This is a genomic window from Janthinobacterium aestuarii (assembly GCF_046113285.1).
Lineage (GTDB): Bacteria > Pseudomonadota > Gammaproteobacteria > Burkholderiales > Burkholderiaceae_D > Janthinobacterium.
Genome location: NZ_CP142524.1, coordinates 1,803,760 through 1,817,142, shown reverse-complemented (window position 1 = coordinate 1,817,142; position 13,383 = coordinate 1,803,760). Strand labels below are relative to the sequence as shown.

Annotated in this window: 12 protein-coding genes; all 12 read right to left on the bottom strand. The window is 64.2% G+C overall.

Features of this window, described 5'->3' with window-relative positions; translation table 11 throughout:
* Positions 1 to 113: 113 nt before the first annotated feature.
* Positions 114 to 1,145, bottom strand: coding sequence for an RNA polymerase sigma factor RpoS (rpoS, locus tag OX462_RS08110; RefSeq protein ID WP_070223369.1), 1,032 nt, complete (start codon positions 1,143 to 1,145; stop codon positions 114 to 116).
* Between the two features lie 8 nt (positions 1,146 to 1,153).
* Positions 1,154 to 2,071, bottom strand: coding sequence for a peptidoglycan DD-metalloendopeptidase family protein (locus OX462_RS08105; protein WP_409028733.1), 918 nt, complete (start codon positions 2,069 to 2,071; stop codon positions 1,154 to 1,156).
* A gap of 42 nt (positions 2,072 to 2,113) precedes the next feature.
* Positions 2,114 to 3,004, bottom strand: a complete 891-nt coding sequence (locus tag OX462_RS08100; RefSeq protein WP_099410111.1) for a protein-L-isoaspartate(D-aspartate) O-methyltransferase — start codon at positions 3,002 to 3,004, stop codon at positions 2,114 to 2,116.
* Between the two features lie 9 nt (positions 3,005 to 3,013).
* Positions 3,014 to 3,751, bottom strand: a complete 738-nt coding sequence (surE, locus tag OX462_RS08095; RefSeq protein ID WP_070290596.1) for a 5'/3'-nucleotidase SurE — start codon at positions 3,749 to 3,751, stop codon at positions 3,014 to 3,016.
* Between the two features lie 94 nt (positions 3,752 to 3,845).
* Entirely contained in the window at positions 3,846 to 6,311 is a 2,466-nt protein-coding gene (locus OX462_RS08090) for a tetratricopeptide repeat protein (RefSeq protein ID WP_180279062.1), read from the bottom strand.
* Between the two features lie 19 nt (positions 6,312 to 6,330).
* Positions 6,331 to 6,936, bottom strand: a complete 606-nt coding sequence (locus OX462_RS08085; RefSeq protein WP_070290594.1) for a toll/interleukin-1 receptor domain-containing protein — start codon at positions 6,934 to 6,936, stop codon at positions 6,331 to 6,333.
* Positions 6,937 to 7,205: 269 nt separating this feature from the next.
* Positions 7,206 to 9,260: a DNA repair helicase YoaA gene (locus tag OX462_RS08080; protein ID WP_409028151.1), complete on the bottom strand. Its 2,055-nt coding sequence runs from the start codon at positions 9,258 to 9,260 to the stop codon at positions 7,206 to 7,208.
* 43 nt (positions 9,261 to 9,303) lie between these two features.
* Positions 9,304 to 9,504, bottom strand: coding sequence for a YdcH family protein (locus OX462_RS08075; RefSeq protein ID WP_034752051.1), 201 nt, complete (start codon positions 9,502 to 9,504; stop codon positions 9,304 to 9,306).
* A 133-nt stretch (positions 9,505 to 9,637) separates the two neighbouring features.
* Positions 9,638 to 10,357 carry a hypothetical protein gene (locus OX462_RS08070; RefSeq protein ID WP_409028150.1) on the bottom strand — a complete coding sequence of 240 codons (720 nt, stop codon included), beginning with the start codon at positions 10,355 to 10,357 and terminating at the stop codon, positions 9,638 to 9,640.
* Between the two features lie 16 nt (positions 10,358 to 10,373).
* Positions 10,374 to 11,471: a cell division protein ZapE gene (zapE, locus tag OX462_RS08065; RefSeq protein WP_070290592.1), complete on the bottom strand. Its 1,098-nt coding sequence runs from the start codon at positions 11,469 to 11,471 to the stop codon at positions 10,374 to 10,376.
* Positions 11,472 to 11,541: 70 nt separating this feature from the next.
* A complete protein-coding gene (gene lpdA / locus OX462_RS08060) occupies positions 11,542 to 12,972 on the bottom strand; it encodes a dihydrolipoyl dehydrogenase (RefSeq protein ID WP_230504986.1) in 1,431 nt (476 codons plus the stop codon).
* Positions 12,962 to 13,345 (bottom strand): PspC domain-containing protein, encoded by a 384-nt coding sequence (locus tag OX462_RS08055; protein WP_070219197.1) that lies wholly within the window; start codon positions 13,343 to 13,345, stop codon positions 12,962 to 12,964. The genes lpdA and OX462_RS08055 overlap by 11 nt, the downstream gene beginning before the upstream one ends.
* Positions 13,346 to 13,383: the final 38 nt, after the last annotated feature.

The window sequence follows — 13,383 nt, the reverse complement described above, 5'->3', positions numbered from 1 at the left end:
TTGCGCCGATTTAGCGTGCCTGAGAAAATGTACAGGGCAAGGCGCATTGCCGAAGACAGTACGCCAGTACGGCGAGGCATTGCAACGCCGCCATGTGCGTTTTATCGGACACGCTACAGCAGCGAGTCGCGTACGACGCCGCGCGCCGCCATGGCCCGTTTGAGTTTAATCAAGGCTTCCTGCTGGATCTGGCGCACGCGCTCGCGCGTCACGCCCATTTCCTCGGCCAGGGTTTCCAGGGTGGCCGGATCGTCGTTGTCGAGGCCGAAACGGCGCATGATGACGACGCGCTGCTTGTCGGGCAGCTTGGTCAGCCAGTCGCGCACCAGCACCGTCATTTCATGGTGTTCCGCGCGCGCGTCGGGGCTGTCTTCGCTGGCGCCGGGCAACATGTCCATCAGCGACGACTGTGGATCGTTGTCGAGCGGCGCGTCGAGCGATGTGGCATGCTCGGACAGGGCCAGGATATCCTGCACCTCTTCCACGGGACGGCCCACGAGGTGAGCGATATCTTCAGCGGTGGCATCCTTGCCGTCGTGGTGCTGGGCTTCCAGATGATATTTGCCGCGCAAGATTTGATTCAGTTCGCGCACCATGTGCACGGGCAGGCGCACCGTGCGCGCCTGGTTCATGATGGCGCGCTCGATGCTCTGGCGTATCCACCAGGTGGCGTAGGTAGAGAAACGGAAACCGCGCTCGGGCTCGAACTTGTCGATGGCGCGCATCAGGCCGATGTTGCCCTCCTCGATCATGTCGAGCAGGACCACGCCGCGGTTGATGTAATGCTTGGCGATCGACACAACGAGGCGCAGGTTGTGCTCGATCATGGTTTGCCGGGCTTCGAAATTGCCCTGCTTGGCCAGGGTGGCGTAATGCACTTCTTGCGCCGCCGTCAGCAGCGGCCGCGTGCCGATCTGGTTCAGATAGTGCTGCGTGGTATCGGTCGACAGCTCGGCCGCCAGCACCTTTTTCAGTTCATCGACACTTTCGACCACCACGCTGACGCTGGCCACCTCGCCGCCCTCGCCCGCGTCGACGGCGTCAATGCCGTCGAGCTCGCCGGCATCGTCCGTCACGACTTCGTCTGCCCCGTCTTCCGGCAGTTCCGGGTCATCGTCCAGCTGATCGTGCGGCGCGTGTGTCATTGCTTTACCTAACGGTTAGGCAGGAATTTCGAAGGGTCGACAGGCTTGCCCTGCTGGCGGATTTCAAAGTGCAGCTTCACGCGGTCGGCATCGGAGTCGCCCATTTCAGCGATGGCCTGGCCTTTGTTGACGTTCTGCCCTTCCTTCACCAGGATGCTGCGGTTATGCGCATATGCCGACAATAAACTATTACTGTGCTTCACGATGACAAGATTACCATAACCACGGATTCCGCTCCCGGCATACATGACTTTTCCCGCGCCTGCGGCCACCACTTGCTGGCCCGCCTTGCCGGCGATATCGACGCCCTTGTTCTTGCCTTCGTCAAAAGTGCCGATGACCTTGCCTTCGGAAGGCCACATCCAGCTGATCCTGTCGTCGCCAGGCGCCGATGCGGCAGGGGCTGCAGCGGCGGCGGCCGGTGCGGCGGCGACAGTTGCCGCCGGCGCGGGCGCCGGCTTGGCGTCGCCGGAGCCGCCATCGGCGCGCAGCTCGGCCAGGGTGGCGTCGGAATACGCGCGCTTCTCGCCGCGCGGGCCCGTTTTCTTCGGCACGGCAGGCGCGGCCGGCTTGATTTCCGTCGACGGCGGCATCACGACGGCCGACGTCTGCGCGCCGCCCGTGTCGCCAGTCGGCGGCAGCACGCGCAATACCTGGTCGACCTTGATGTCGTTCGGGTTGCTCAAGTCGTTCCAGGCCACCAGGTCGCGGTAATTCTGGCCGTGCTCGAGAGCGATGCGCAACAGGGTATCGCCGCGCTTGACCGTGTAATAGGCCGGGTCGCGGTCGCGCGGATCGCTGGCGGCGGCACTGCTGCTCGATGGATGGCGCTCAACGACGGGTGCCTGGACGCCCGTCGTGCCGCAACCGCTCAACAGCGCGGCCAAGGTGATGCTACATAGAAGTAGGTTACTTTTCTTAATCATTCGCATGTAATTATATGTCCTGCTTGCTAGCTGATCCGGGGATCATATGGTGCCCGGGCGCAAAGGCACGAAATGGCAATCTTCCAGGGTTTGGCTGGTCCATTCCATTTTCCCCACCCGGGTAATGAGTTGTAAGTGTTGCAATTTAGCCCCCACCGGCGCAACCAGACGCCCGCCGGGCGCCAGCTGTTCCAGCAAGGCTTGCGGGACTTCCAGGCCGGCTGCGGCAAGGATGATCCCGTCGAAGGGCGCCGCCTGCGGCAGGCCAAGCATACCATCTCCGTACTGCAAGCGCAGATTTGACACGCGCAGCGGGCGCAGATTGGCCTTCGCCAGCTCGTGCAAGGGCCGGATGCGCTCGATCGAATACACCTCCTTCGCCACCAGCGACAGCACCGCCGCCTGGTAGCCGCAACCCGTACCGATTTCCAGCACGCGCTGCAAGCTGCCGCCCTGGCGCATCACCTCGATCATGCGCGCGACGATATACGGCTGCGAGATGGTCTGGTGGTGGCCGATGGGCAAGGAGGCGTCGATGTAGGCTTGCGACGCCAGCGCCTCGTCCATGAACAGGTGGCGCGGCACGGCTTGCAGGGCGTCGAGCACCAGCTGGTCCTTGACGCCCTGCTTCGCCACGCGGGCCACCATGGCCCGGCGCACGGCCTCCGAGACGAGCGGGTTTTGCCGCGGCGGCGACACCACGGCCGGCTGCGCCCGCTCATTGGCGATGGCTTGCGCGCGCGATGGCGCGATGGCCGCGTGCGCGCCATACGGCTGCGCCACGCCGCGCGCCGCGTTTTGCGCCGCATTCTGCGTGGCCGTCTGCGGCGTGGCGATCCTGGACTGGGCCAGCGACTGCCCCCCGCCCTGCCTGGCGGGCTTGCCGGCCAGCGAATCGAGGGAAAGGGGGAAGGTACGCGGCTTGTCAGTCATAGTGAGCGGTCATGCCAGGCCTTTCGCCAGTGCATCGAGTTGGGTGGTATGGGTCAGGTCGATCTGCAGCGGCGTGATCGATACTTGTCCATGTTCAACAGCATGGAAGTCCGTGCCCGGACCGCCTTCCTTGGCCGCGCCGGCGGGGCCGATCCAGAAGATTTCACGGCCACGCGGGTCGAGCGCGCGGATGACGGGCTCGGCCGAATGGCGCTTGCCCAGGCGCGTGGCCGCCATGCCTTGCAATTGCTCGTAAGGAATGGCAGGAATATTCACGTTCAGCAAATACGGTTTCTGCAGGGCGTCGAACTGGCGCTCGACGATTTCCCGCGCCACGCGGGCAGCCGCGTCCAGATTGGCCCAGCCGAACTGCGACTGGGAAAAGGCGATGGCGGGAATGCCGAACAGATAGCCTTCCGTGGCCGCCGCCACGGTGCCCGAGTACAGGGTGTCGTCGCCCATGTTGGGGCCGTTGTTGATACCGGACACCACCAGGTCGGGGCGCTCGATGAGCATGCCCGTCAGCGCCACGTGCACGCAATCGGTGGGCGTGCCGTTGACAAAATAAAAGCCGTTGGCGGCCTTGTGCACGGACAGGGGCCGGTCCAGCGACAGCGAATTGGACGCGCCCGAACGGTTGCTGTCGGGCGCCACCACCACGATGTCGGCAATGGGCGCGAGCGCGTCGGCCAGGGCCGCCAGGCCAGGCGCCAGGTAGCCGTCGTCGTTACTGATAAGGATTCTCATAACGGGATTTTACCCGAAGCGATGCCCACACTGCGCATGCCGCACGCCGATAGACAGCATTATTTGTGCTGCCGCGCGGACATGGCGCGCCGCATCAGCGCTGCTCGATGCGCGCTTCCGACAACGCCCCTTCCAGCGCCTGCACTTCATCTTCCTGCAAGGCCAGCAAGGCATTCAGGTCGCCTTGCAATTTGTACATTCTTTTCAGCTGCGCCATGCCGCGCCTGCGCAGCTTGCCCGGCACGCCCGGGCGCAGCAGGCAGGACTTCAAATGTTCGGCCAGTTCGCCCGCCTGCGCATACTGTTCCCGTTCGATCATGCCTTGCAACATCGAGATCATGCTGGCCAGGGTATCCGGCTCGGCCGCATCCTGTTCGTTGGCGCGGCCGGCCAGGATGGTTTCCTGCAAATGCCGCGCACCGTCGAGCACGCTGTCCGCATGCCCCGTGACGGGCGCATTCAAGAGCCGGTCGCTGCCGCTGAGCACGGCATCTTCCAGCAGGCGCGCCGCCTCGCTGTCGCCCTGCTGCTGGAGGGTGCCAGCCAGTTGCTTCTTGCTGTGCAAGGTATCGAGGTGGTCTTCGCCCAGCAGGCGCGCATGCACTTCCAGTACCTGCTCCTGCACGCTGCGCGCCGCATCGAGTTCACCGCGCCGCAGCAGCGCCTCGGCCAGCTTGCGCTGGCTCATCAGGGTCTCCGGATGGTCGAGCCCGCGCGTGCGCTCGCGCGCGGCCACCTGGTCTTCGTGCAGCTGGCGCGCGCCGGCCCAGTCGCCCTGCCCGGCCACGATATCTGCCAGCAAGTCGCGCGTGGACAGCGTGGCCGCATGGTCGCCGCCCAGGCGCCGCTCCTGCACCCGCAGCACGGCGGCGAGCAGGCGCCGCGCGCCCTCCAGGTCGCCTTCGCGTCCCAGCGCCTGCGCCAGGGCCAGCTTGCTGCGCAAGGTATCGCCATGCTCGGCGCCAAACAGGCGCTCGCGCGCCGCCACCACCGTGCCCAGCAATTGCCGCGCCTGCGCCAGCCTGCCCATGCGCAGCAAGGTGGCGGCGCGGCCATCCATCGCATCCAGGGTCAGCGGATGCTCGCCGCCCAGCTGGCGCACATAGGTGGCCAGCACCGTATCCTGCAGCAGCAGCGCCGCCGCCAGCTCGCCCTGCAGCAACAGGGTTTTCGCCAGGCAAGCCCGGGCGGCCAGGGTATCGGGATGCTCGCTGCCCAGCACGCGCTCGCGCACGTCGAGCACGTCTTCTTCCAGGAAGCGCGCTTCATCGAGCTTGCCCAGTTGGCGCAGCAGGCGCGCCATGCCGCTCTTGCACGCCAGGCTGTCGGGATGCTCCTCGCCCAGCAGGCGCACGCGGATCTCGACGCTCTGGCGGAAGGCGTCGAGCGCCTGCGCGCTGCGGCCATCCTTGCGGTACAGCTCGCCCAGGCGGGCCAGGTCGCGCGCCAGCGGCAGGGCCACGGCGCGGCCCGGTTCCAGCTGCAAGGCCTGGCGCGCTTCGCTGATGGCGCCCAGCAAGGCGATTTCGCGGCTCGATTGCCAGGGAAAGTAGCCGCCCGTCAGCCAGTGCAAAAAGGCTTCGAAGGTGCGCGTGAGGGAAAAGCGGTCGCCGCCCTGGTCGATGCGCACGGCCAGCTGCTCGCCATAGGCAAAGGTTTTCGTCTGCTGCAGCTGGACTTCGTCGAAATAGCTGTCGAGGGCGATCTGCGGCAAGCCGTAGGACGTGCGCAGCAGGCGCTCGAACATGGGCTGGAAGCCGGCGATGCCCTTGTGCGCGTCGCCGCGGCGCCACTCGGCACGCTGCGCCCCGTCGCCCATTTCTATGCGCGACGGCAAGGGGTACACGAGCAGCGGGCGCTGTTCATCTTCATGGCTGCGCCGGTACTCGATGGCCCGCGTGACGAGCGCGTCGACGCCTTCCAGGCTTTGCCGGTTCGGCGTGAAGACCACCACCAGCTTTTTCGGCAGCAAGGTGGTGCAGATGCCGGCGCTGTCCGTGCGCCCCGTGCGCGAATCGACGAGCACGTAGCGGAAATGCTGGGCCAGGGTATCGGCAAAGCAGCGGAACAGGGCCGGGCAGCTGTCGAACAGCTGATCCCAGCGCATCTGCGCCAGACGTTCGCTGTAGCTGGCGTCGAAGCGCCCCGCGCGCATCAGGTACAGGGGACTGCCCTGATCGACGCGCACCACGTACTGCTGCCAGTCGATGGCGTCGAGCACGCGCTGGGCCAGCGCCGCATCCTCGCGGCCGGCGCCCTGCCCGCTGGCGCGCGCGCCCGCCGTTTCCAGGCTGATGCGCTCGATCTGCTGGCGGCAGGCCTCGAAGAATTCGAGCACGCCGGGCCGCTCCTCGTGCTGTTCGAAATAATGGTGCAGGCCCGGCGCCTCCATGTCCCAGTCCAGCATCAGCACGGGCACGCTGGCGTTTTCACGGCGCGCCAGCAGTACGGCGATGTTCGACAGGGCCATGGTGCGGCCGGTACCGCCCTTGTAGGAATAGAAGGTGACGACTTCGCCAGGGGCGCTCAAAGGTGGCAGGGAGAGGCGTTGGCATTCCATGACGGGACCTTTTACGTGATTAACGTGGAAAGTGGGGAGGAGGAATGGCGCGCCATTCCGGTGGAATATCGGGCAACACGAAACGGCTGCAATCGTGACCGGCCGGTGTTGACCGCTTGAGCAAGTGGTAATGCGTGGCGATGCGCTGCACGATGCGTTCGATGTCGGGCAGGTATTGCGGATTCGACTTCAGGTCGCCGCTGGCCAGCGTGTAGCCGGAAAAATCGACGTACAGCCCCGACTCCGTGATTTGCGGCGGCAAGCCGTCCGGATGGCGCGTCATGATGATGGGGATGATCAGGTGGCTGGGCAGTTCATACCAGGCGCGCCGCTCCTGCTCGATCAGCTGCATGGCGGCAAATTCGCGCCGCGTATAGCCATGCGCTTCATATTTCGGCGTGTACAGCACGATCATGCAGACGCTCTGGCACATGGCGCGCGCCACGCGCTGGTCGATATCGTCGCCGCCGCCCAGTTGCTCGCTGTCGATGAACAGGACTTCCTCGCGGTCGAGGTGCGGCTCCAGATAGCACGCCAGCGCCTCGATGAGGTCATTCTTGAACTTGTTCATGAACGCATATTGGCCGTGTGCATAACTCAAGAAACAGCCGTAGCGGATCTCCATGGCATCCCCCTGTTCCCCGTGCGGCCCTGCCATCGCCGCGCCTCATCCTGCAAGGCATGAGCTCACTGTAGACTGCCCGGCAACAAGACTGTTTGCGCTGGCACAAAGATGTGTCTGGCGTCCTGGACACGCGTCACAATGCCAGAAAATGGCGTGATCGCGCCGCTTTCTGGCATGCCGGGCGCGCAGGCACGCAGCGCGCGAAAAACGCTACTCGCTTGATAACAAAGGGAAATAAGCCGGCGCGCGGATGGCGCCGGCAAGCAAGGCTAGGCGTCCTTGGCGGGCAGGTTGCGAAAGAACTCCACCACTTCAGCCGTGTCACGCGTGCGCTTGAACGGCGGCAGGCTTTGCCAGATGCGCTTGCCGTATGGCTTGGAGATGAGGCGCGGATCGCAGATCATCAGCACGCCCCGGTCGCCCTCGTCGCGGATCAGCCGGCCCGCGCCCTGCTTCAGGTTGATGATGGCTTCCGGCAGCGAGTGGTGCATGAAGCCATTCTTGCCCTGCTTTTCCATCACTTCGATGCGCGCGGCCAGCACCGGGTCGTCCGGCGGCGCGAACGGCAGCTTGTCGATGATCACCAGGGACAAGGCATCGCCGCGCACGTCGACGCCTTCCCAGAAGCTCTGGCTACCGATCAGCACGCCATTGCCGGCCGCGCGGAACTGATCGAGCAATTCCGTGCGGCCCCTTTCTCCCTGCACGAACAGGGGAAAGTTCAGGCCGCGCTGCTTGAATTCGTCGGCCAGGCGCTCGGCGGCCCGCTTGACGGCGCGCAAGGTAGTGCACAGGAAGAAGGTGCGCCCGCCCGCCGCCTCGATGATGGGCAGGGCGCAGTCGATGACGGCATCCGTGTAGCCCAGCGCGTTCGGTTGCGGCAGGTTTTGCGGCACGAACAGCAAGCCTTGCTGGCCATAGTCGAACGGACTCGGCCACGTATGCGACGGTTCGCCCGTCAAGCCCATCTGTTCGGAAAAATGCTTGAAATCGTTCTTCACGGCCAGGGTGGCCGACGTGAAAATCCAGCTGCGCGGCGTGCCTTCGCGCTGGTTGTTGAAGATCGGCGCGATCGACAATGGCGTTTTATGCAACTGCAAAGAGCTGGAAAACGCTTCCACCCAGAACACGGCTTCTTCGCCGGCCGCCACTTTCGCCTTCGGATCAAACTTCCAGCCGCTCAGCTGCTGCGCCAGTTCGACGCCGCGCACACGGCACTGCTCCAGCGTCTCCGCCCGTTCCGCCTGCGTTTCCAGCACGGCCACCATGCCGTCAAGCTCATCTTTGAGGGTGTCGAGCGCGGGGAAAAAGTCGCTCGACGGGGCGATCTGCGGCAGGGACAGGCGCACGATATCCTGCGGGAACGTCAAACGCAGGTCGCGCGCCGCCTTTTCCACCACGGTGACGGTCTTGGCCCAGTCGATGCCGCGCGCGTGCGCGAGCCCCTCGGCCAGCACGTCGCGGCACAGTTCCAGGATTTGCGAGGTCGACACTGTGTTACCGAAGAACAAGGTTGCCGTATCGGGCAGCTGGTGCGCCTCATCGAAGATGATGGTATTGGCCGAAGGCAGCAATTCCGCCACGCCCGTGTCTTTCAGGGCCACGTCGGCAAAGAACAAATGGTGGTTGACCACCACCACGTCGGCCTGCTGCGCTTCCTTGCGGGCCTTCATGACGAAGCAATCCTGGTAATACTGGCACTCGGCACCCATGCAGGTGTCGCGCGTGGACGTCACCAGGTTCCAGATCATGGCGTTTTCCGGCACCTTGGTCAGTTCGGCCTTGTCGCCGGAGCTGGTCATCTTGATGAAGCGCGAAATTTCGCGCAGATGGCCCACGTCGTCGCGCGAGGTCATGCGCCCGTTCTGCAGCGTGCGTTCCAGGTGATAGTGGCAGACGTAGTTCGAGCGACCCTTCAGCAGGGCGACGGAGACGGGCGCCTGCAGCGCGGCGCGTACGGTGGGGATATCGCGCAGGAACAATTGATCCTGCAAGTTCTTGGTGCCGGTGGAAACAATAGTCTTGCCGCCCCACATCAGGGCCGGTACCAGGTAGGCGAAGGTCTTGCCGGTGCCCGTGCCCGCCTCGGCGATCAGGGTCGTCTGGCTGTCGATGGCGCTGGCGATGGCCTTGGCCATGTCCGTTTGCGAACGGCGCGGCTTGTAGCTGCCCACGGCCGGACCGAGCGGGCCGCCGGCGCCAAACAGGCGCTCGATGTCGGCATCGTGCTTGCCAGGCGCCGCCTGTGGTTCGGCCGGCGGACTGGCTTGCAGATCGGTCGGCTGGCCATCCGGGTTTACTGGCAATAAATTGTGATCGGTCAAAATATACTTAAGTGAAGGCTGGACTGGACGCTACTGGCGCCCCTCAGGCGGGAACGTCGGGCACCAACTGCATTTTCAGCAAGGTGATGTGATCCTTCAATTGCAATTTGCGCTTTTTCAGGCGGCGCAGCTGCAGCTCATCATGGTGGCCATCGAGTATCAGCAACTCGATGACGGCATCGAGGTCGCGGTGCTCCACGTTGAGTTCAATCAGGCGCCGCTCTATTTGCTGTGCATCGCTCATGTGTTGCGTTCCAGGCAGTGTTGGTAACAGTGTTGGGAAACCGGCGCGGCGCGCGCAGGCAGCCATGGTGCATAGTTTAACCTGCCGCGCGCGTTAGGGCACGCCATTTCCGGCGTGCCCCTGCGCGGCGGTGTTATTTGACCGGCGGCACAGGCACGGCAGCCGCCGGCGCGCTGGCAGCGGCAGCTGCCTTGGCGGCCTTGGCATCGGCTTCAGCCTGGCGCTCGGCCAGGCGCTGGGCCACGCGTTTCTGGCGCGCCACGGCGTCAGCCTGTTTCTTTGCATAGGCTGCTTCGCGGGCGGCGCGGCGCGGCGCCTCGGCCGCATCGTCGGCGGCTTGTTTCGCCACTTTCGCCGCTTGCTCAGCCTCGCGCTCGGCAACGCTCTTGCCTTGCGGCTTGGGCGGCGCCGGATCGGGCGTGACCACTTTCACGGGCTTGGGCACGGCCGCGGCCCGCTGCTCGGCATCGAGGCGCGCGCTTTCCTGCGTCCTGGCCAGGTCGATATCGCGCAGGCGCACGGACTCGGCGCGCTTGAAATAATTCGCTTCCGCGTCGATGGCGCGCAGGCGCACGAGGATCACACGGCGCTTTTCCTTGGCCTTGTCGAGGCAATTATTCACGAAAAACTTGTTGTAGCACTCGATTTCGCGCGCGGCAAACTCGTTTTCCGCCGCTTCGCGCTCGCTGGCCGACTGCTTCAGCTTGGCGTCCGCCTCTTCCACGGACAAGGTGGCGGGCACCTGCGGTGCGCCGACCTCATCCAATGCCGCGGTACCCTTGTGCGCGCAGGCGGACAACGCCAGAACCAGGCCCAGCGCCGCACCCAGCTTGTATAGTGTATTTGCCATCATGTTCCTTATCCCTGCCTCAAACGATCGCGTCGGCCGCGCCGCGCTGTTCTTTTTCCATGTATTCGCGCGATTGCATCTCGATGATACGCGAAACGGTGCGGTGAAACTCGTTGGCCAGCATGCCGTTCGTGTACAGCTCATCAGGCGGCACTTCGGCCGACATGATCAGCTTGACCTTCTGGTCATAAAACACGTCGATCAGCCAGGTGAAGCGGCGCGCCTCGGACGACTGCGCCGCCGACATGGCCGGTATGCCGGACAATATCACCGTATGGAAGCGGCTGGCGATCTCCAGGTAGTCATTTTGCGAGCGGGGCCCGCCGCACAGAGTGGCGAAATCGAACCAGATGATGCCGCCGGCGCGGCGCAGGCAGTGGATTTCGCGGCTTTCGATGCGGATGCGCGCATCTTCGTCGGCCGTCTCGGCGATGCGCGTGTAGGCGTCGCGCAGGGCCCGGTCCGTGTCCGCGCCCAGCGGCGTGTAGTAACTCTCCACCTGCTCCAGCGCGCGGCCGCGGTAATCGACGCCGGCGTCGACGTTGATCACGTCGAGCTTGTCCTTGAGCAGCGCGATGGTCGGCAGCATGCGGTCGCGGTGCAGGCCGTCCGGATACAGCAGGTCGGGGTCGTAATTCGAGGTCATGATGAAGGACACGCCATTGGCGAACAGGGCCGACAGCAGGTTGTACAGGATCATCGCGTCGGCGATGTCCGAGACGTGGAATTCATCGAAACAGATGAGGCGGTATTTCTTGGCGATGCGCTTGGCCACCTCGTCGAGCGGATCGGCCACGCCTTTCAATTCATCGAGCTGCTGGTGCACGCCGCGCATGAATTCGTGGAAGTGCAATCGCGTCTTGCGCACCAGGGGCACGACCGAGTAAAAACTGTCCATCAAGAACGATTTGCCGCGCCCCACCCCGCCCCACATGTACACGCCCTTCGGCACGGCGGGACGATTCAGCAGGCGCTTGAAGGTGCTCGAGCGCTGGCCCTTGTAGGCCACCCACTCGTCATAGCACAGCTGCAGGCGGTCGACCGCGCGCCGTTGGGCGGCGTCGGCCTTGAAATCACGCTTCTGCAACGCGTGCTGGTAAAACTCTTCTACGTTCATGGGATTCGCTTTAACGCACAAGGGCGCCGGCGGAAAAAATCCGCGAGCGCCCCTGCTGGACTAACTACAATTAGAAGTTCAAGGTACGCTTGTCAACCGCCAGTGCCGCTTCCTTGGTCGCTTCGGACAGCGATGGGTGCGCGTGGCAGATGCGCGCGATGTCTTCGGCCGAGGCCTTGAATTCCATCGCCACGACGGCTTCGGAAATCAGTTCGGACGCCATCGGGCCGACGATGTGCACGCCGAGGATTTCATCGGTGGTCGCATCGGCCAGGAATTTCACCATGCCCGAGGTGTCGCCCAGCGCACGCGCACGGCCGTTGGCCATGAACGGGAAGGTGCCGGCCTTGTAGGCGATGCCTTCAGCCTTCAGGGTTTGCTCGGTCTTGCCGACCCACGCGATTTCCGGCGAGGTGTAGATTACCCAAGGAATCGTGTTGAAGTTGGTGTGGCCATGCTGGCCGGCGATACGCTCGGCCACGGCAACGCCTTCTTCTTCGGCCTTGTGCGCCAGCATCGGGCCGCGCACGACGTCGCCCACTGCCCATACGTTCGGCAGGTTGGTCTTGCAGTCGCCGTCGACGGCGATGAAGCCGCGCTCGTCCAGCTGCAGGCCGACCTTGTCGGCGCCCAGGCCGTTCGTGTTCGGCGTGCGGCCGATCGAGATGATCAGCTTGTCGAACACGGCTTTTTGCGCTTCGCCCTTGGCGTCCACGAATTCCACGGTGACGTCTTTCTTGCCTGGCGTGATCGTACCGATCTTGCAACCGAGGTTGATCTTCAAGCCTTGCTTGGTAAACAGCTTAGACGCTTCCTTGGCGATCTGCTCGTCCACGGCGCCCAGGAAGACCGGCAGGCCTTCGAGCACGGTGACGTCGGAACCCAGGCGGCGCCAGACGCTGCCCATTTCCAGGCCGATCACGCCGGCGCCGATGACGCCCAGCTTGGCGGGTACGGCGTCGATGGCCAGTGCGCCCGTGTTCGACAGGATCAGTTTCTCGTCGAATGGTGCGCCCGGCAGTTCGCGCGCGTTCGAACCCGTGGCGATGACCACGTGCTTGGCCGACAAGGTTTCGTTGGCTTCGCCCGTCACGCTGATGTCATACGCGCCAGCGGCGGCGGCAGCGAAAGCGGCGCGGCCGTGGAAGAAGGCGATCTTGTTCTTCTTGAACAGGTACAGGATGCCGTCGTTGTTCTGCTTGACGACGGTGTCCTTGCGCTTGAGCATCTGGCCCAGGTTCAGCTTCAGGCCGGCGACGTCGATGCCGTGCTCGGCGAAGCTGTGGCCCGCGTGTTCGAAATGCTCGGACGATTGCAGCAGCGCTTTCGACGGGATGCAGCCGACGTTGGTGCAGGTACCGCCAGGAGCGGCGCCGCCCTTGGCGTTCGACCACTCGTCGACGCAAGCGACGGAAAAGCCCAGCTGCGCTGCGCGGATGGCGGCGATGTAGCCGCCAGGGCCCGCACCGATGACAACTACGTCAAATTGTTTAGTACTCATGTTTTGTTATTCCAATCTCTTCGTCTGGTACGAAAATCCACAATAGAAGGTAAATCACCACGCCGAAGCCGAAGGTCAATGTAAACAGGACGAAGACGAGGCGCCAGATCCACGCTTCCATGCCGGAAGCGCGGCCCAGGCCGCCGCAGACGCCGCCAAGCCAGCGGTCGTCGCGCGAACGGCGCAGGCGGTTGAATTCCTGCACCAGGTCGTTCGCCGGGCCGGCAGCGGCACCGGCGCCGGACGTGCTGTCCGGCTTGTCCAGGTTGATATTGCTCAGGAGCTTGGCTTTCGCTTGCGCGAATTCCGCGTCGCTCAGGGCGCCCGCCAGGTGCAACTCGTGCAGACGCTTGATTTCTTCAGAGATGTTCATAGGAATCCTCTTTCATTGAGATCAGCCAGCTGCGTCTT

Bases quoted from the DNA above. Each gene is read 5' to 3' on its own strand.
- rpoS (WP_070223369.1), bottom strand. From the start codon at position 1,145: ATGACACACGCGCCGCACGATCAGCTGGACGATGACCCGGAACTGCCG.
- OX462_RS08105 (WP_409028733.1), bottom strand. From the start codon at position 2,071: ATGATTAAGAAAAGTAACCTACTTCTATGTAGCATCACCTTGGCCGCG.
- OX462_RS08100 (WP_099410111.1), bottom strand. From the start codon at position 3,004: ATGACTGACAAGCCGCGTACCTTCCCCCTTTCCCTCGATTCGCTGGCC.
- surE (WP_070290596.1), bottom strand. From the start codon at position 3,751: ATGAGAATCCTTATCAGTAACGACGACGGCTACCTGGCGCCTGGCCTG.
- OX462_RS08090 (WP_180279062.1), bottom strand. From the start codon at position 6,311: ATGGAATGCCAACGCCTCTCCCTGCCACCTTTGAGCGCCCCTGGCGAA.
- OX462_RS08085 (WP_070290594.1), bottom strand. From the start codon at position 6,936: ATGGAGATCCGCTACGGCTGTTTCTTGAGTTATGCACACGGCCAATAT.
- OX462_RS08075 (WP_034752051.1), bottom strand. From the start codon at position 9,504: ATGAGCGATGCACAGCAAATAGAGCGGCGCCTGATTGAACTCAACGTG.
- OX462_RS08070 (WP_409028150.1), bottom strand. From the start codon at position 10,357: ATGATGGCAAATACACTATACAAGCTGGGTGCGGCGCTGGGCCTGGTT.
- zapE (WP_070290592.1), bottom strand. From the start codon at position 11,471: ATGAACGTAGAAGAGTTTTACCAGCACGCGTTGCAGAAGCGTGATTTC.
- lpdA (WP_230504986.1), bottom strand. From the start codon at position 12,972: ATGAGTACTAAACAATTTGACGTAGTTGTCATCGGTGCGGGCCCTGGC.
- OX462_RS08055 (WP_070219197.1), bottom strand. From the start codon at position 13,345: ATGAACATCTCTGAAGAAATCAAGCGTCTGCACGAGTTGCACCTGGCG.